This is a genomic window from Rhodoferax sp. (genome assembly GCF_034519335.1).
Lineage (GTDB): Bacteria > Pseudomonadota > Gammaproteobacteria > Burkholderiales > Burkholderiaceae_C > Allorhodoferax.
This window is the reverse complement of record NZ_JAXHOL010000020.1, coordinates 1-16834: the sequence shown is the minus strand read 5'-3', so window position 1 is coordinate 16834 and position 16834 is coordinate 1. Positions and strand designations below refer to the sequence as shown.

The 16834-nt window shown below is 63.9% G+C and carries 20 protein-coding genes; all 20 read right to left on the bottom strand.

Annotation, left to right across the window (positions count from 1 at the left end):
- Positions 1 to 53: 53 nt before the first annotated feature.
- Positions 54 to 584, bottom strand: a complete 531-nt coding sequence (locus U5O12_RS08285) for a hypothetical protein (RefSeq protein ID WP_322578175.1) — start codon at positions 582 to 584, stop codon at positions 54 to 56.
- Entirely contained in the window at positions 584 to 1126 is a 543-nt protein-coding gene (locus tag U5O12_RS08280; RefSeq protein WP_322578174.1) for a hypothetical protein, read from the bottom strand. Before U5O12_RS08280 ends, U5O12_RS08285 begins: the two co-directional genes overlap by 1 nt.
- Positions 1126 to 3342, bottom strand: coding sequence for a hypothetical protein (locus U5O12_RS08275; protein WP_322578173.1), 2217 nt, complete (start codon positions 3340 to 3342; stop codon positions 1126 to 1128). The genes U5O12_RS08280 and U5O12_RS08275 overlap by 1 nt, the downstream gene beginning before the upstream one ends.
- A complete protein-coding gene (locus U5O12_RS08270) occupies positions 3339 to 4244 on the bottom strand; it encodes a hypothetical protein (RefSeq protein ID WP_322578172.1) in 906 nt (301 codons plus the stop codon). Before U5O12_RS08270 ends, U5O12_RS08275 begins: the two co-directional genes overlap by 4 nt.
- 154 nt (positions 4245 to 4398) lie before the next feature.
- Positions 4399 to 4740, bottom strand: a complete 342-nt coding sequence (locus U5O12_RS08265) for a hypothetical protein (protein ID WP_322578171.1) — start codon at positions 4738 to 4740, stop codon at positions 4399 to 4401.
- Positions 4700 to 5029, bottom strand: a complete 330-nt coding sequence (locus U5O12_RS08260) for a hypothetical protein (protein ID WP_322578170.1) — start codon at positions 5027 to 5029, stop codon at positions 4700 to 4702. The genes U5O12_RS08265 and U5O12_RS08260 overlap by 41 nt, the downstream gene beginning before the upstream one ends.
- A gap of 1792 nt (positions 5030 to 6821) precedes the next feature.
- On the bottom strand, positions 6822 to 7226 hold the full coding sequence (locus tag U5O12_RS08255) for a hypothetical protein (RefSeq protein ID WP_322578169.1): 405 nt from the start codon (positions 7224 to 7226) through the stop codon (positions 6822 to 6824).
- A 12-nt stretch (positions 7227 to 7238) separates the two neighbouring features.
- Positions 7239 to 7787, bottom strand: a complete 549-nt coding sequence (locus U5O12_RS08250) for a hypothetical protein (protein ID WP_322578168.1) — start codon at positions 7785 to 7787, stop codon at positions 7239 to 7241.
- Positions 7788 to 7915: 128 nt separating this feature from the next.
- Positions 7916 to 8362, bottom strand: a complete 447-nt coding sequence (locus U5O12_RS08245; protein WP_322578167.1) for a hypothetical protein — start codon at positions 8360 to 8362, stop codon at positions 7916 to 7918.
- A gap of 71 nt (positions 8363 to 8433) precedes the next feature.
- Positions 8434 to 9366 carry a phage capsid protein gene (locus U5O12_RS08240; protein WP_322578166.1) on the bottom strand — a complete coding sequence of 311 codons (933 nt, stop codon included), beginning with the start codon at positions 9364 to 9366 and terminating at the stop codon, positions 8434 to 8436.
- A gap of 281 nt (positions 9367 to 9647) precedes the next feature.
- Complete coding sequence (locus U5O12_RS08235; RefSeq protein WP_322578165.1) at positions 9648 to 10619, bottom strand: hypothetical protein; 972 nt, start codon at positions 10617 to 10619, stop codon at positions 9648 to 9650.
- Positions 10606 to 10929 (bottom strand): hypothetical protein, encoded by a 324-nt coding sequence (locus U5O12_RS08230; protein WP_322578164.1) that lies wholly within the window; start codon positions 10927 to 10929, stop codon positions 10606 to 10608. Before U5O12_RS08230 ends, U5O12_RS08235 begins: the two co-directional genes overlap by 14 nt.
- A 234-nt stretch (positions 10930 to 11163) precedes the next feature.
- A complete protein-coding gene (locus U5O12_RS08225) occupies positions 11164 to 12447 on the bottom strand; it encodes a portal protein (RefSeq protein ID WP_322578163.1) in 1284 nt (427 codons plus the stop codon).
- A complete protein-coding gene (locus U5O12_RS08220; protein WP_322578162.1) occupies positions 12387 to 12830 on the bottom strand; it encodes a portal protein in 444 nt (147 codons plus the stop codon). The genes U5O12_RS08225 and U5O12_RS08220 overlap by 61 nt, the downstream gene beginning before the upstream one ends.
- Before the next feature lie 5 nt (positions 12831 to 12835).
- Positions 12836 to 13021, bottom strand: a complete 186-nt coding sequence (locus U5O12_RS08215; RefSeq protein ID WP_322578161.1) for a hypothetical protein — start codon at positions 13019 to 13021, stop codon at positions 12836 to 12838.
- The gene (locus U5O12_RS08210) at positions 13012 to 13575 is read right to left on the bottom strand and encodes a hypothetical protein (RefSeq protein WP_322578160.1); all 564 of its coding nucleotides are present in this window, start codon (positions 13573 to 13575) and stop codon (positions 13012 to 13014) included. The genes U5O12_RS08215 and U5O12_RS08210 overlap by 10 nt, the downstream gene beginning before the upstream one ends.
- Before the next feature lie 6 nt (positions 13576 to 13581).
- Positions 13582 to 13971: a hypothetical protein gene (locus U5O12_RS08205; protein ID WP_322578159.1), complete on the bottom strand. Its 390-nt coding sequence runs from the start codon at positions 13969 to 13971 to the stop codon at positions 13582 to 13584.
- Complete coding sequence (locus tag U5O12_RS08200; protein WP_322578158.1) at positions 13943 to 14176, bottom strand: hypothetical protein; 234 nt, start codon at positions 14174 to 14176, stop codon at positions 13943 to 13945. Before U5O12_RS08200 ends, U5O12_RS08205 begins: the two co-directional genes overlap by 29 nt.
- A 4-nt stretch (positions 14177 to 14180) precedes the next feature.
- Positions 14181 to 16007 (bottom strand): hypothetical protein, encoded by a 1827-nt coding sequence (locus tag U5O12_RS08195; protein ID WP_322578157.1) that lies wholly within the window; start codon positions 16005 to 16007, stop codon positions 14181 to 14183.
- 214 nt (positions 16008 to 16221) lie between these two features.
- Positions 16222 to 16834: hypothetical protein (locus U5O12_RS08190; protein ID WP_322578156.1), on the bottom strand; the 613-nt coding region annotated here is incomplete at its 5' end.

Here is a 16834-nt window from a genome sequence, read left to right as displayed (position 1 = left end):
TTTTCTGCTTAGGCGCATCGGCGGGCATGATCAGGCCGCTGGCAAGACGGCGGTCAATCGCCTCGTCGCCGAATTCCAGAAAAGCCTGCAGCGTGTCGGGGTCTGCGGTGGCGGCTTCGGTGGTGATTGCGGTGCGCGCCTCGGTCGCAGGCGGCATTCTGCTGCGATTGCGTCAGATCAATGGCGCGCTGGCCAAGGGCAAGGCCGTGGCGGTCACCGAGTTCCTGAAACGTCAGGCCAAGCTCTGCCTGCTGTTCGGGCGTATACAGGGGCTGGCCGTCCGGGCCTTTGGCGTTCACATAACGATCCGTCATGTCCTGCACGAACACCGGCCACTCGGCTTCGATCCGGGCGGGATCGGTGATCTGGTCAAACTGCTGGCGCGCCTGGCCGAATTCGCGCGTGGCGTCCAGCCGCGTGCGTTGCGTCTGCACTTCTTGCTGCTGGGCCTGAATGGCGGTGTATTTCTGCGCGACGGCAGTGCCGACGGCGGCGATGGTATCGCCGAATTCGGACACAGGGGCCGGGGTCAGATTGGCCGCGCGGCCTGCGATGGTCGATCCTTGGGGAACAGTCAGCGGCATCAGGCAGCGCCCCCTTGCCGCAGAAAGCCGGGCCACAGATCAGGGGCGGCCGTCAGCAACTGACCCGCCGCGCCAAACGTGCCGCGCAAGATGCTGTTGGCCCCGTTGGCGCGCGCAAGCCGGTCTTGCGATGAAAATTCCTGTTGCCGTGCCACCCCGCCCGCGCGGATCGACTGGCTGTCAAACGCCAGTTCCTGGGCGGCAGTCTGGCCCAGAGCAATGGCTGTGGGGCTATCCAGCGACACGCCGCGCGCGGCCAGTTCCGCCGATTGCTGCCGGATCACGCGCATGGTCTGTGCGCGCTGGCGGGCATCCTGCGTGGCGGTCAACTGCCGTTCGGTTTCGGCTTGCGCGGCGATTTCGGCACGGGTCTGGTTGGCAGCGTTCAGACCGCTGATCCCCTGAATGACCGTGCCGCCGATGGTGGCGAGGGTCGCAAGGGTGGATAGCGTTGATGCGCTGGCGACACCGGCGGCGGCGGTGGCCCCGGCTGCGGTGGCACCACCCAGCCCGACGGCAGCGGCGATTGCGGGAAAACACATTAGCGGCCAGCCTCCTGCACAATGGGAACGATTGCGGTTACCGTCATCGGTGCGCCGCTGTAGGGGTAGAACCGCAAGGCCAGCTCTCCGGCAAAGCCTGATGGTTCGGGGATCTGCGCCACGCCGGATGCGGGTTGATCGGCAAGGGTCGCGGCCACCGACCGCTGCACCAGCGTGCGCCTGTCGCCCAGCCGTTCGCGGTTGCCGAAATCACGCTCGACTACCTGAATATATCCTTGCGCCGTGCGGTGCATGGCAACGCCGAATTTGGCGTGCAGACGTTTTGGGCGGCCCATGGTGTTGCCATCGGCAGCGGCGGCCTGAATATCCAGCGTTTCGACGTAATGCGTGGCGTCAAACAGCCCGACAAAGGCATGGCCGCAGGCGAAGGGCAGGGTGACATTGCCATCATCATCCACCGTGACAGGGCCGAATTCGCCAACATCGGTCCAGACTTGCACAGCCTCACCTGTCAGGTGAGGCACGGGCAGGATGGCTTGCGGCGGATCAAAGGTCAGATCGGCGCTGGCATAAAGATGGCAGGCGGAACTGACAGATTGCCCGCCGTTCAGCACACCGTAGATCGACGCCATCGTTTCCACCATGCGCACGGTTGCACCATCAACAGTGCGGCGCACGATCAGGGTCAGCTCGTCCTCGGTGCCGGTGGCATTGGGCGTGATGGCAAGGCTTTCGACCACGCCACCTGCGACGGGCACCGTGGCCCAGCCCAGAATTTCCTCGGCCGCATCATAAGACATGGCGGCCAGATCGCCCGAGGTCAGGCGCAGCCAGGCCATCGGTTCGGGCGATGACTGCCAGACGATCTGTTCAAACCCGTCATTGCCCAGATGCTGGCTGGCGCGCGACAGGATGACGGGACGGTTGGCATCGGCCTCAAAGCTGTAGTTCATCATCACGACCCGGCGACGGTCACGGCTGATGAACACCGGGTTGCCATCCGGTGCAATGGGGCGGGCGGTGTGTGACCCGTAGCTGCTGTTGGTGCTGAACACGGTTGTGGTGGGGCCAATTACCTGCGCGCGGCTTTCGGACCGCGTGCTGTATTCTTCGCCCAGGGCAAGGATATGCAGGCCGGTGCGCCCGCGTTTCAGGTTCAGGATGCGGTTCACGGTGGCATCGCCCGCGATGGAATAGGCAAATGCGCTGTCGGCATCAACACCGGGGGTGAAATCGGCAAAATCACCTACGGTGGAAAACCACACGGTGCGGGGTTCTGTCAGGGTCGCCGCCAGACACAGGCGTTGATCATAAACCTCGACCGCGACCGGGTATCCATAGCGCGCATTCCAGGCGCCCTCGGACCAACGGTAGGTAGGGCTATCCACCACGCCTTTTGGCAGGCGTTTGATCACGGTGGCCGTGACTGACGTGGCGCTGGTGAAGGCGGCGATTTGCACCACGCCCGTGTCGTCGGTCAGGAATTCCCATTCCGTGCTGTTGTCAACGCGGGTTTTGCCTTCCTCGTGGATGGGTGGGTTTTCGCCGGCATTGGTGCCGACAGACAGGCGATACACATTGCGGCCAAAGCGGCGCAGGGCGTTCACCGCAATAGGCTCGTTGCTGGTCCACAGGGGCACGGTGGTGTTGTCGGTGGGCGTCAACAACATCAGGCTGCCGACATGGTTCGCGGCGAACAGGGCGGCGCTGGCTGTCAGGGTGATGCTGCCAGTTTCACCGCTGGCCTGCACGGTCAGGGTGTTGTCCAGGTTCTGCACCCGGAATGGCCCGGTGGTCAGTGACAGATCTTCAATGGTCCAGTTGTCCAGCGCAAAGCGCGACAGTTTCTGCACCGGGTGTATGCCGTCGGTCAGATAGATCACATCGGCAGACTGCACCCATTGCAGGCTTTGCAAGGCGCTGGCGGGGTAAGGCGTGACCAGCTCATACGGCAGCACGCCGGCCATGACGAGCGCGCCATAACGCCAGACACGCATCCGCAGATCGGTGAATTCGAGGGTGACGGCGTCGTTGACCGCAAATGTGAACGGCACAAGGATGCCAGCGCCATCGCCATGGGTGCGGCCCTTGTACAAGGTGCCGGGCGCGCGGGTAAATGCGCCCTGGGCGAGCGGCAGAAAGCCCTTGCATTTGGCCAGCCCTGTCTGAAACCGGGCGTAATCAAACCGGCGATACAGCAGCGGATCAATTTCGCCGCTGGAAAACGCTACTTGTGGGGGGGATGTGCGCGTCATGCCACGGCCGCCCAGCCCCAGTCGGGGTTGCCATCGGCATCACCGTAGCCCAGATCGCCGCCTGCATCGTGCCCGGCGTCCATGCCGCGCCCGGTGTCAAGGCCACGCGTCGGGGCGGCAGACCGGGCATCATTGCGCATTGCCAGTTTCAGCGCCTCATGCGCCTGCCCTGCCATGTCATCGCCCGAAACCACGCCCCCGGCCCAGCGGGCGCCCAGCATGGCCGCGATGGTCAGCGACACGGCAAGCTGGAATTGCGCGGGCAGAACAGCCTCAAGGGTGACACGGGCGGTGTAGCGGATGGCCATCGGGCCGGGTTGATCCGCGCGCATCAGGCCTTGGTCAATGCGCCAGACAGCGTTGGCCGGGATCACCTGACGCAGCTGGATCAGATCGCCGGGCAGTTGGTATCCGTGCGGCATGCTGTCATCGGCAATATCGCCCGGCGGCAGCGCGGCACCGGGCAGCGATGCCAGCACCGATGCAAAAGACCAATCGGCGGCCTCAAGGCATTCATCCATTGCGCGGCCATGCGCTTCGGCAAGTGCTGTCAGCACTTCGGCGGCAGGGTCGAACCGGGCGACCGGGGGCAGGCGCATGAACCGCAGGGCCTGACCGATGACGGCAGATGTCGCAAGGTCCAGCGGCGGGGCCCAGTCGATGCCGGGAACGGCGGGGACGATGGGCAAGATAATCACGTTCGGGGCAAAGAACCCGTCGGCCGCCGTCAACAGCGGCGGGGCCAACGTGCAACTGCGGTGGTTGTGACTGTCGGGGGCAAAGGAAACCCGTCGGCGGCGGTAAACAGCGGCAACGGCGAGTTTTGAGGGGCGCCGGCGGGCTGCGTCACGGTCGGCGCAAAGACCCGTCAGCAGCCGTGAACAGCGGTGGGCCAGCGTCACGGCCGTGGCGTCAACGTGTTGGCGCAAAGAACCCGCTCGCGCAGCCGTCAACAGCGGCGGGGCCAGCGTCACGGCCGCGGGCGTCACGGTCGGCGTGTGAACCCGTCAGCAGCGGTGAATAAAGCGGCGGGGCCAGCGTCACGGCTGCCGGGCGTCACGGTTGGCTCGTAGAACCCGCCGCCGGCGCTCCCGGCGGGGGGGCCACCGCGTCACGGCTGCTGGGCGTCACGGTCGGCGCAAAGAACCCGTCAGCAGCGGTGAACAGCGGCGGGGCCAGCGTCACGGCTGCGGGCGTCACGGTCGGCGCAAAGAACCCGTCAGCAGCGGTGAACAGCGGCGGGGCCAGCGTCACGGCTGCGGGCGTCACGGTCGGCGCAAAGAACCCGTCAGCGGGTGAACACGCGGAAGGGCCAGCGTCACGGGCTGCGGGCGTCACGGTCGGCGCAAAGAACCCGTCAGCAGCCGTGAACAGGGACGGGGTTATCGTTTGCGCCACACCGCCCGACGAAAGGGCAAACACCAAACCCACCGGCCGGATTGCGAAGCCCGAAATCGAAACCCATGCGGCAAGCCCCGGCGGCAGATCGCCCGACATGGGTGCCAACCTGATAGCCAGACACATAATAGTGTTCGGTGCTGTCATAGACGGTGAAATTGAAAGAGACGACGCCCGCCGCCTTGGTTTCTCGCCGCATCACCTCGCCAGTTGAGGCAAGAACCAGCTCTAGGTCGGTCGGCAGCGCTGCGTTGTTCAGTGTGAAGTTCCCCGCCACACTCCACGTCATAGCTGTGCAGCGTGACCGCCGCATAGATTCCGGATCGTGCGGCTCCCGGCGAATAGAGCCGATAAACACGCGCTGCCTAACAATGGTTTGGCTCCGCCTGGTGTCCGCGTCCTGAGGACACCGCTTGAATACGTCCCGGGCATCCGTCCATAGTTGACCTGCATCCCAGTTCGGCGAATCGCAAAGATAAGCATCGGGTAATAGATAGCGGCATACCCTGCACCTGCCCCCTCCCCGGCCAGCAAAGGCATGGCAAAGTTCACGGCGTTTGCACCAATCGTTTGCCACGATGTCAGGCAGAACCCGGCTGCGCTCAGCCAGTAGTTTGCGGGCGTGATCGTAAAAGCCAAAACCGGGGTTTCGACAACGTAACCAGCGCAAGGGCGTCCCACGGCCGCGTATGTTTTAATACCGTGTGGCGCCGCCGCGCCGACCCCCGCGCGCGGGAACGTCACTTCTGTAGTTCAGCAGTATAGGTCCGCCGACGGTAGTTATTTCGTAGGCTGTAAGCGGGTGGTATATGCGCGTCCACCACAAGCGCAATGCGGCCCCGCGCCAACGCAACCCCCCTGCGCCTGGGTTTCTTGATGCGGCGTCAAACCTCTGCTGCACCGAAAACATGCCGCCAACTACACCAGCGATCAGCGCATAGGGTCCGATATGCCTGCGCGCCCACCCCGCAGGTTCAACGCGCTGACGCTGGCGTTAGAAAACCAGTTCAGCCGCACCGACGACAGTTTCAATTCAATCGTGCCGGGTTCTTGCAGCAGATAAGCCGCGCGGCGCGCCCCATCCGGCTGGCTTTGGCAGTTATGTTGGCAGCGCCCCATGGGCGACACGATTTCAAAGGCAACAGCACGGAATGTTACCCGCGGTCGCGTGCGTCCGAAAGGGTGAACTCATAGGTCACATACAGCGTCACCACGACGTGGTTGGAAACGGCCGCTGTGACTGGACCACAGTTGCAGGTTAAGGTAAGTCGTCGCGGGTCCGGCACGTACGCAGGCTTTCAGATAAACCGACAGAACCTCGTCCGTGCGCCAGCGCCGCTTCCTGCGTGTCGTGAAGGTGCTCGCCGCGTCCCTCTTACATGATGACTGCCATGTATCGCTGTCGGCGACTTCCCCCCGCCACACTTCTCATTGCCCTCGATCATCCAAAACCAGTCACGGATGACCACGCCATTTTCGGGGAACATGCCTCGCCCGCGCCAGCTCAGTTTGCGGAATTTGATCGGTGGCAAGCAGGTGGCGGGTTGTGGGCAGCGGATGCGGACCAGACTTGCAGTTCGATCTTGGCCGTTCTCGGCCTCGTGCGTTGCTGCTGCGGTGTCGTCGCGGGTGTAGGTCACGGTCAGGATCATGGCTCTGGCCTACTATGCCCAGCGCGTCGTGCCCGTGGTCTGGTCAACGCATCGCTCCCCATCGCACGTCATGCTTCGCCCCGGTCCAGTTGGCGCTGCTCCGCGCCGTTAAATCGACTGGGCCGATCACCTCCCGGCAGGTTTTCGGCGGCATGCCGATGGCGAACGTCTACACTCGACATGATCCAGACAGGCGCCGCCGCCGCCGCGCCCAGACGCAGGCCGACGCGATGCTCTTGAATCGTGCCACCTGTGGCCGTGACCTGATCCTGAAAAGCCGACCTCTCGCGAAGACTGACAAAAAGGTCGGCTGGCCCTCGGGAACTTAAATCGTCGTTCCTTTGGGTCAGGGTTCCCAACCGTCGCATCTGCCAGCGTGGGCAGCATGTCAAAGGCGAAAGTCAGGGTTTTTTCCTGAATGGCCACAGATCAGGCCCCTAGCCGGAAGATGCCGGAGGCGTTCCAGGCAATGTTGATATCACCGCCGTTTGGCGTCACGGGCAGGCCGGTCACGCTGGTATCCAGATACAGGACAAGGCGCGATGTGGCGGGCGTGCCGGTATCGATGTAGATCACGATGGCCTCGGCGGTGGACCCGGTGACGGCTGGCACTGTGACATCAGCGGCATCAAATGTGCCATTCACATAGGTCTTGCTGGCCAGCGTCTGCGGCGTGCCAATGACACCCGTCAATGACGACTGAAATTCATGCGCCGCGCTGTAGGTGTAGGTGCCAGTATCGACCAGCGCCGCTTTGACCGTGCCGCCAAGACTGCTGTTGGCGGCGGCCTGCATGATCGCCTCTTTCCATTTCGGGTAAATTGCGTTGGCCATGGGGCAAGGTTCCTACCAGGTGCTGTGGTTTGACCAGTCGCCGCCCGCGCCGGCACCGGCGTCATAGCGGACCGCACTGGCGCTGCGGGCGTCGTTCTTTTTGGCGGTGGCGATTTCCATCTCGAACCGACGGGACAGGTCCGCCAGCTTGGACTGCGTGCCCAGCCAGCGCGGGCCCAGAAGCAGCGCAAGCTTCAGCGCCACGGCGGTCTGGAAACTGGCGGGCAGGATAGCCTCGTTTGTCACGGTTGCGGTGTACCGGATGCGGATCGGCCCGGGGCTATCGGTGCGCAGCCCGTCACGGTCCAGCCGCCAGACGGTGCAGGCATCCCCTACTTCGCGCATGCGGATCATGTCGGACGGGGCCTGAAAGAAATAGGGCAGGTCGGGGTCTGTGACGTTGTTTACGGGCAAGGCGGCGGCAGGCAGCATCGCCAGTTGCGATGCGAATGACCAGTCCGACAGGGCAAGGCACTGGGCTAGGGCATTCGGGTATTGCTCGGCGGCGGACCGGGCCTGTTCGGTGTCATCGTCAAAGCTGCTGATCGGGGACAGTTCCATGAACCGCCACGCCTGTGCCACCACGGTCGATGCTGAAATCACGGATGGCATGGGCGGTCACCTTGGGGGCGCTAAGGACGCCGGGGCGTATCGCCGCCCCGGCTGTTGTCTTTGCAACGCGGCGCGCGTCAGCGGTGGCGGTAGTGGACTTCGAACCGGCAGGTGCCAGCGGCGGTGGCGTCTGCCACAAGACCGTGCATGTAGACGGCGATTTCGCCGCCCGGATCGGCCGCCATGCCGCAGGCCTGCCAGAACGGCATGCCGTGTTTGGCATCACCGACATCCACGGGGGTTGCGACGGCTTCCAGCGCCCTGGTCTGGCTGACCAATGCGGCCGGATCGGTGAACGTGCCGATGCGGATGTTGGCGAACCCCCAGGTATCGACCTTGAAAAAGGTGCGCGTGTCCAGAATAGCCTCGGATGGCACCCTGCAGATCAGATATTTCGACCCGATGCTGTCGGTGGCGCCATTGGCCACACTACCTGTGGCGGCAAAGGGGCGACCGCGCTGTTTGGCCGGATCGACGCCCGTGTTCGGGCCGGCGATATCAGAGTTGACGTTGACAACAGGCATGTCCTGTTCCTCTCAATGATGGTTGGGGAAAACCGGGGCCACTATGACAGTGGCACCAGCAGGATCAGGGATCAGGGCTCCTGGCACAGGATGGCGACAACACCCTTGTCCTGTGCGCGCACGGCATCGATCGTGGTGCAGGTCTTGATATAGGGCAGGTTGTTGACATGGGGGTCAGGCCACATCTGCCCGTTTATCGGTTCCCATTCGCCAACGATGATGTTGGCCTTGGACCACAACACGCAGGTGCGGATATTGGCCGCTTTCGGCAGACGGTTGGTCACGATCCAGGTGATGCCCAGCAGGCGCGTCGGCTTGCCTTCCTTCAGCTGCTCGATCTCGAACGTGTTCAGGTTTGCACCGGATGCCGCGGCGATGCCGAGCAGGTTATCTTCTTGTTCCGGGGTGATCGCGCCATACAGCGGGTCCATGACCTGATCGATGCCAAAGTTGGCGATTTTCATCATCTTGCGGGCAGTGCGCAGCTTGTCGAGGGTCAGGCCAAGGCCAGCAGCAGCAAGGATTTGACCGGCAGGCAGCGGCGTGCCCACGCCGGGTGACTTGCCTTCACGGGCGATACCCAGAAGGCCACCATAGGCAACCTCATAGGTGCCGGTGTCGGTTTCCTGCAGCCCCATAACCGTATCGGTGTAACCGCGCGTCACGGCCGCGACATCGGCCTTCATGAAATTCGACGTGGGATCGTTTGCCATTTTCCACTTGTCGGCTTTGTCGATGTATTGCGCCGAAAAAATCTCTTCCTCGGGCATTACCAGCCAGCGGGCGGTGGCGGTAGTCGGGTTTTCGCCGTTCACACGGCTGCGCAGCGACTGACGGCCATATCTTTTGGCGTTGATCAGATCGGCCACCCGCACTGCTTCACCACTGACGGGCACGACAGTGACCGCGCCAATCAGCGGGTCTTTCATCTGTTGCGCGACCATGATGACGTTGTCAGCATAGTTCGTTTTGTTAAGTTGTTCGACGTTCTGGACATAGGGCATTGGCCCTCTCCCTTTCCTGAAAAATCACGATTGCTTGTGCGTTTTCGGAAGGGTTGCCCTTGCGGACCCGTCCTGACGGTCTGGCCGTCGCGGCCATGCGCCCGTCTTGGCGGCAGTGCTTTCCTGCTGTCATCTGGACCCGATCTGCACCGGGTTGTCCGTCAGTGGTCAGAAAGCACACACCTTCCCTTGCCTGTCAACCGGGGGTCAGGCACAAAATATGCCCGCCACACGGGGTGGAGGGCATATTTTTTCACTTGACAGGTGGTTTTGGCTGTGGGTCAGCCGCCAGCGGCAATGCGGGTCAGGTGATCCAGCCTTGGTTGCAGGCGTGCAATGGCGGCGCGGTCGTTGGTGGCGGTCGCCTTGTAATACTCGCCCTCCGGCGCGCGCATGCTGGCCAGTTGCTGGCGCGCCTCGGCGGGGGTCATGGTCATGGACCCCGGCTTTCCCAGCCCCACGGCCGGATCATCCGACATCATGCCACCGATGGCCGCCATGAACCGCAAGGTGTTGGCATCGCCGATCTTGTCCATCAGCACCTCGGACAGGTTGCCTAGCGCGGTCATATCGAGGCCCGCCTTTTCGGCCACCATTTGTGCTGCCTGCTTGGCCAGCGTGATTTTGGCGTCGGTCTGCAGCCCCCAGTCCTTTTGCAGATCGGCCATCAGCTCGGTGCTGGCCTTGCTTTGGGCCGCCTGCACCTCGCCGTTGATGGCCATCGCGCTGGCGGCCTGCAGGTTGGTCAGTTCCTGCAGCGCAGCCGGCGGGATCCCGTATTTGACGGCAATGGCCTTGGCGCTGGCCTCCAGCCCGGTATCCCAGGGCATGTCCTTGGGCCAGTTTTCCGGCGGGGTGACGGTATAGCCCTTTTCGTCTGTGGGCAGGCCAAGTGCGGCGCGGTTGGCGGCGACCCATTCGGCATAGGGCTGATCCTTGGTCGGGCGGTCGATGATCGTGTCAAGCCCTTTGCCGATGCGCTTTTCGGCATTGGCGGCAATATCAATCAGCTTCGGGATAGTGGCCAGCGGATCATCAAGAGTTAGCCCCTTGGCCGTCAGATAGCCGCGCTTTGGCGCATCATAGGTATCGGTTTCCCACCACTTCGGGCCAGCAGGCGCATCGCCTGCCGGGGCAGCAGGCGCAGGCGCTGGCGCGACGGGCGCAGCTTCGGCAGCAGGTGCGGCCGCTGGCGCGCCTTCCACTTCGGCAGCAAAGGTGCGGCGGGCGCGCAGGATATCACTCATCGTCATAGCTTTGTTCCTTCATCAGGGCATGGGTTTGGGATGCGGTCAGGTTCATCAGGGCCAGCAGTTGCAGCGCCATGTCACGCCGCCCGGCGGCATAGGCCAGCTGGATGGCATCAGGCAGGGCGGGCGTCGGATAGCCCTCGTTCAGGCGGGCGGGCTGCGGGGCGATCACCTCGCCCAGCCGGATCAGATCTTCGGCCAGCGCCGGGGTGGTATTGGCAGCCTTGCGCCAACGATCCGCCACCCGCGCCAGCTCGCGCCGGGCCTCGGATGGGAAGATCGCCTGCAGGATAGTCAGGGGGTGCCAGATCATGATGCCGCGACGATCCATCAAGTAACAGACTGGCGCTGGGCATCACCCATTGCTTTCACGGAAAGTTCCAATGTGCTTCCTTGCAGGCTTTTAAGCTGCGTAAACACCCGCTTCCAGCCGTGGAAAGCCGCCACTCAACATAACACCGGCACGGCGGAGTCGCTTTTGGTCTGGATTTTGCAGCAACCCAGCTTCTTCGGCAAGCAAAAACCGCGCCAGTTGTTCGAACCTTGCTCACGCCACACCTCCCTGCGCACCGGCCAGCGCCGCCTCGGCCCCGGCCATATCCTTGATCACACCGGCACCTTGCTGCATTGCCTGCATCTGCTGTATCTGCTGTTGCGCCTCGGCCCGCGCCTGCGCGCGCGCATCGGCATCTTCGCGCGACCGCATCATCCGGGCCGGTGCGCCGCGGGCGTCCATCAGCACTTCCAGCGTGCCGTCGGGATCAAGCCTGTCGGCCAGCCGCTGTGCCGCCTCGGGTGACATCTGGGCCAGTGGCGCGATGTCCTGCAAGATGCGCAGGGCCACGTTGCCCTCGGTCGAACGCTGTGCGGCGGCGGCGGCCGATCGGTAGGTCACCCGCAATTCCTTGCCCGCAAGGCCGGGGGGCGGCGGGCGCAACTGGCCTGCCTTGAACAGCAGCTGAAACCGCCGGGCAAACTTGGGCGCCAGATATTCCTCCTGCAGGCGGCCCTGATGCGGGGCCCACAGGCGCTGGCGTTCTTCGGTGATGGCCATCACTTCGGTGGCGGTCATGCCGGTGCGGCCCGACAGTGACATCAGGCTGTAATGAAACGCATCGCGGATTTCCTCCATCACGTTCTGGCGTTCCTGCAAGGTCAGGTTGAACCCGCCCGTCACATCCAGCGGGCGCAGCATGGTCTGCCCGTTCATCGGGTTGATCGCGCCATAAACCACCTTGCCGGGCTGGATCAGCCCGTTCAGCGGCCAGTCGCCTTTGTCGGGGGCAAGGATGGTGGGGTCGGCCGCGCGCTGTGCCGCCCGGATCGTGGCATCAGTCATCCGGTTGTGCACGCGGGCCGATGCCAGCGCGTTGAACGCAGGCCCGGTGCCATAAATGTGCCCGGTATCCACATCCCAGCGGGGGGCATAGAACGGCATGTCGTCGTAACCGCTGACCCGGATCAGGGTGCAGTCGATTTCGCAGCTATAGCGCGAAAACCACGCCTTTCCGGCCGGGCCAAGCTTGCCTTTGCTGTACATGCTGTTTTTGCCGACACGGTGAAAGAACGCATACTTGGTGCGGTCCTGTTTTTCGGCCATGTCCACCAGCTTGGGCGGCAGCGATGACGCGCCCTGGAACATGTCGACCGCCTGCTGGGGCGTCAGCATGAACCGCCGCACCACGTCGCACACCCGGCCATGACCGTCGATGTCATAAACGATTTCCGACAGGGACACGGTTACATCCAGGATGCGGCGTTCGGCGGTGATCACCTCGTCATACTGGGCGGCATTTCCGAACGCGGCCACATCGGCATAAATCTGCTGCACTGATGTGTAAAACGTGCCTGACTGACGGCTGCGAAACTGGCCAGAATGCGGGATGCGGTGTCATCCAGCCACAGCTTGTGCTCGTGGTTTTGCTGGTCATCGGGGTCGTTGGTTTCCAGCCCGCCCCATTGGTTGGCCGGGTTGCTCAATGTGTCATACAGACCCGCTGCAAAGTTGTTCTGCGCGTGGATCGGGGCCGATGACAGCGGCTTTTCATGGCGGCGGTCAGCAGGGTTTGACAGACCAAACCCGCCCCGCTGCGGGCGAAACAGGCGGGCGATGTTTTCCCACATCTGTTCATGCTCGGCCCGGTCGGTTTTCAGCTCGTCCCAGCGGCGCTGATCTTGCTCTGCGCGGGTGTCATGCGCGTCCATCGATGTCATCACGGTCATTGGGCCGGCCCCCCCATGGTTGGGGTGCTGGGAATGCCGGTGGCACCGGTCAGGATGTTGGCGGCGACACCCCGGCGGCGGCGGCGAAGGGTGGCCTCGATGTCGCCCTGCGCAAGGGCCTCCTGGTTGTCATAGGCCGCGACCTGCACGGGACGCGGGGCTTTGGGTTTTCTCACGCACATGGGCTTTCTCCGGGTTGGGTCGCGTGTGCAGCCGCGATGGGGGTGGGGTGGGCAGTAGGGGCGGGGGCATTCCAGGCAAACTGGCGAAACATTGCCTCTCCGGCACGCCCAAAGCCGGGCATGTCGCATTCATGGGTAAATCCGATGGCGGTCAGCAGACGCGCCGCGGTCGGATGTGCGGCCCAGCTGCGCGCCTCGATGCGGGTGATCCCGCTGTCGGTCGCATACCGGGGCAGGCCGCGCCGCATGATGATGGCCAGCCGGGCCAGCGCGCAGGCGTGGCGCGCATGATCACAGGCCAGCATGGCAGCCTCGGCCACGCCCTTCTGGCCAGTGTGGCCCATGGTCACCACCGCAAAGGGCCGCTGGGCAGGCCCGGCATGGGCAACCACCGACAGAAGGCCGTGGGCTTGGGCCACCCGCCAATCGGCGAACAGCGCAAGCGACGTTGCAGATGCGCCCCGCACGGCCTCGGCTTCCATGTGGTCATGGACATCGAGGGCGCGAAAGACGGCCCATGCGGCATAGTCCTCATAGGGGCGCAGCGTGATCATGCCAGATCAAACCTCATGGCACAGGCGGCGGGCGGCATTGGCCCAGTTGGCCAGCGCAACCTCATGACTTTCCGCCGGATCGATCTTGATCCCCGCCATATCGGCCACAAACAGGCCGGTGGCCGCGTCGGCATACAGCTGCAGCCCATGGCTGTCCTGCAATTCTGAAATCAGCGCCGGGCGGTGGCCAGTGACGTTCAGATCAGCGATCAGCCCGGCCAGCATGGTCAGCTTTTCACGCTCAACCGGTTCTGCATCTGCCGCCGCTTGGGCATCCGCCGCCGCTGGGGCATCCGCCGCCGCTGGGGCATCCGCCTCAGCCTGTGCTGCCGCCGCTTGGGCATCCGCCGCCGCTGGGGCATCCGCCTCAGCCTGCTGCCGCCGCCGCTGGGGCATCCGCCGCCGCTGGGGCATCCGCCTCAGCCTGTGCTGCCGCCGCTTGGGCATCCGCCGCCGCTGGGGCATCCGCCGTCAGCTGGGGCATCCGCCGCGGGGCATCCGCCTCAGCTGGGGCATCCGCCTCAGCTGGGGCATCCGCCTCAGCCTGTGCTGCCGTCGCTTCATCCACGTCCGGCGTGGCGTCTGGTTTGGCCTTGCTCATGATCTCAATCTCCATAGGGGTTCATCACGTCGTAACCGGTGATCAGCCCACCGGCAGGCATCTGGCCGCCCCGCATGGGCCGCCCGTCGTTCTGATCGGCCCGGCCGTCATTGCGCGGCAGGCCGGGAAAGCTGAATTTTGACAGGCCCGATGGCAGGCCCTCGGACAGCATCAGGTATTGCAGCGCATCCATCACGTTGGCCTCGGTCAGGCGCTTGTCCGGCACCTTGCGCTTGTCGCCGCTGCTGTCGATTTCATCCGTCCAGACATACCGCGCCTCGAAACCCCGGCGCAGGAACTTGCATGCAGGGTCGATGATCAGCCCCGGCTGGCCTGCGTGCATGAATTCGAGGCCCGCGCGCACCGCCTCAAGCCGTGGCTGCAACCGGTTGGTGCCGATGCGCTGCGGGCGCACCCGCACGCCGATGGTCTGGCCCACCAGCCTGTTCCAGGTCGCGTTTTCATCTGCGCCCGCCGATGCACCTGCCTCGCCCGCCATATCGCCCCAGGCGGCCTCGATCCGGGCATTGGCAAACCGGGTGCTGGCCAGCAGATCGGCCAGCCGCTGTCCGAATGTCACGGCCATCAGGCGCTCATTGGGGAAATGCAGCTCGGCCAGAAAACGCCAGTGGAACGGGGGCACGAATTGCGCGATGACCGCGGCGCCCTTGAAGCCCTGGTCAAACCCAAGGCGCAAGGGCACACCCGGTTCCAGCGCAATCGTCTCGGCCGCCACGTGGATGCGCGCATTGAATTCACGCACGAACACCGGATCACCCGCCCGCAGATACGTGGTCCGGTTATAGACCATTCGCGAGGTCACATCGGACTTGCCTGACAGTTTGTTGATGGCGATCTGCTGTTCATAGAAGCCCGGCAGCAGGTTCTGCAGGTTTTCCACGCCCGGCTCGCCATAACCCGGCTGGCGGTAGAAATTCACACTGACCGGAGGCATGGTGGCGATTTCTTCCGGGGTCATGTGCTGATCGGCAAGGCCCATATTGCGGGTGCGGGTCAGCGTTTCCTGCAACTCGGCGCGGCCGGCGGCATCATGAAACACCTTGAACGTCCAATTGTCCTCATCGGGCGCGTTGAAATCGCAATCGATCTGGCCATAGGACAGAAAGCGCGGGTGATAAGTTTGAAAGTGCTGCCGTCCGGGGTAACGCATGATCCGGCCCGCACCAAAGGTCAGCGTATCGACGGGGTTGGTGTCGGCCTCGCTGATGTCCAGGTCGGTCACCTGCGTGCCGCGCATGGAATTAGCCACGTTGTCGCCAAAGGCCATGAATTCGGCGGTCCAGTTTATAAAACCGCCGTTTTCAACATCTTCAAATCTGATGGTATGCTGCACCGGCGCACCTCGGCCACCCACCCAGTCGCCCAGATTGCGCGGGTAGGTTTCCAGGTATGACGGGATAACCGATGACCACAGTTGGCGATAGTTTTCGCGGACAAATAAAACTTTGTAATGCCGCTCTTCATCAATGTAAGATTGTGGCATCATAATCGCGCGCCGCAGCTTGCGCTTCATTTTGGTGGTGGTTTTGCCGCTGCCAACAGGGCCCTGAATACCAACGACAAAACTGTCGTCCCAAAAATAGGCCTCGGCCACCGGGCCCGGAAAGGCGAAATCGGCCACCGATGGCATATTGCCTTCTGCGAAATTGCCGCGCAGACTGCGGACAGCGTCCACTGCCCCCATGTCCATCACGCCTGCCAGCGGGTCATCCCCCGCACCCACGGCACCCGACGCGCCCCGCCCCAATTCAGGCGATGACAGGCACAGCCCCCCCCAACCCCATTGGCGCGCTGAAATTTTCGCGGTCATGTGCCAACCTCGGTCTGGGCCGAAATGTGAACAGGCCTCACACAGCCAGGGAGAGAGTGTGGGGCGCGGGCCCCCCCCGGTGGGTCAAACGGGGCGGATCGGCCTGTCAGGGCAAACAGGGGGGGTGGGGTCGCGGGGCCGGTGGCGGCTGGCGTCCGAACGCGCCCTAGATTTTGCATCTGGTGTTTTGGGGTGTGATTGTTCAATGAAATCATCATGTTGCGTCATCCGTCCGAATGTCGGCGGCAATCGGCGCGGCATCGCCATCGCTAAGCCCTTGATTTGCTTGGGTTTGCCATGGCATCGGTGGCGGGGCCATCCGACGCGCGCTTGGCGTCACATCGCGCGCCTGATCCGGACCCTTGGGGCTTGCCTGCTGCACGCCCTGACCGCCCGGCATGACGATCTGCACCGCTGCCGCCTGCGCCACGTCCGGCGTGACCTTGCCCAGACCGTAGGGCAGCAGCGCCTCGGCGGCGCGCAGGCGCATGCTGTAGAAGAACTTGAAGGTTTCCAGCCGATCACGCATCGACGGGGCCACCGGCGCGCCCTTGTAGGCCGTAGCCCCGTCCTGCGCCGCCACCAGGGCACGCTCGGTGTCGGCCCATGCGCCCTCGAACAGGGCATCGCGCCGATCGAGGCCCGCCATTTCCGCGATGACCTCTTCGGGCTGGCGAAACCCCTTGGCCGCGATGAACTTGCGCAGCTGGCTGGCCTTGCGCCCTTCGCCGCGCACAGCCCGCGTCCCGCCCGCCGCCTCTGGCAAAGCAGGCTCGGCCAGCAACGCCAGCCATGGCCAGCCGCCCGGACGCCGGTCCAGCCAGCAT

What these genes read in the sequence shown, in the direction of transcription:
- U5O12_RS08285 (WP_322578175.1), bottom strand. Translation starts at nt 584, where the DNA reads ATGCCGCTGACTGTTCCCCAAGGATCGACCATCGCAGGCCGCGCGGCC.
- U5O12_RS08280 (WP_322578174.1), bottom strand. Translation starts at nt 1,126, where the DNA reads ATGTGTTTTCCCGCAATCGCCGCTGCCGTCGGGCTGGGTGGTGCCACC.
- U5O12_RS08275 (WP_322578173.1), bottom strand. Translation starts at nt 3,342, where the DNA reads ATGACGCGCACATCCCCCCCACAAGTAGCGTTTTCCAGCGGCGAAATT.
- U5O12_RS08260 (WP_322578170.1), bottom strand. Translation starts at nt 5,029, where the DNA reads ATGACGTGGAGTGTGGCGGGGAACTTCACACTGAACAACGCAGCGCTG.
- U5O12_RS08255 (WP_322578169.1), bottom strand. Translation starts at nt 7,226, where the DNA reads ATGGCCAACGCAATTTACCCGAAATGGAAAGAGGCGATCATGCAGGCC.
- U5O12_RS08250 (WP_322578168.1), bottom strand. Translation starts at nt 7,787, where the DNA reads ATGGAACTGTCCCCGATCAGCAGCTTTGACGATGACACCGAACAGGCC.
- U5O12_RS08245 (WP_322578167.1), bottom strand. Translation starts at nt 8,362, where the DNA reads ATGCCTGTTGTCAACGTCAACTCTGATATCGCCGGCCCGAACACGGGC.
- U5O12_RS08240 (WP_322578166.1), bottom strand. Translation starts at nt 9,366, where the DNA reads ATGCCCTATGTCCAGAACGTCGAACAACTTAACAAAACGAACTATGCT.
- U5O12_RS08235 (WP_322578165.1), bottom strand. Translation starts at nt 10,619, where the DNA reads ATGACGATGAGTGATATCCTGCGCGCCCGCCGCACCTTTGCTGCCGAA.
- U5O12_RS08230 (WP_322578164.1), bottom strand. Translation starts at nt 10,929, where the DNA reads ATGATCTGGCACCCCCTGACTATCCTGCAGGCGATCTTCCCATCCGAG.
- U5O12_RS08220 (WP_322578162.1), bottom strand. Translation starts at nt 12,830, where the DNA reads ATGACATCGATGGACGCGCATGACACCCGCGCAGAGCAAGATCAGCGC.
- U5O12_RS08215 (WP_322578161.1), bottom strand. Translation starts at nt 13,021, where the DNA reads ATGTGCGTGAGAAAACCCAAAGCCCCGCGTCCCGTGCAGGTCGCGGCC.
- U5O12_RS08210 (WP_322578160.1), bottom strand. Translation starts at nt 13,575, where the DNA reads ATGATCACGCTGCGCCCCTATGAGGACTATGCCGCATGGGCCGTCTTT.
- U5O12_RS08205 (WP_322578159.1), bottom strand. Translation starts at nt 13,971, where the DNA reads ATGCCCCAGCGGCGGCGGCAGCAGGCTGAGGCGGATGCCCCAGCGGCG.
- U5O12_RS08200 (WP_322578158.1), bottom strand. Translation starts at nt 14,176, where the DNA reads ATGAGCAAGGCCAAACCAGACGCCACGCCGGACGTGGATGAAGCGACG.
- U5O12_RS08195 (WP_322578157.1), bottom strand. Translation starts at nt 16,007, where the DNA reads ATGACCGCGAAAATTTCAGCGCGCCAATGGGGTTGGGGGGGGCTGTGC.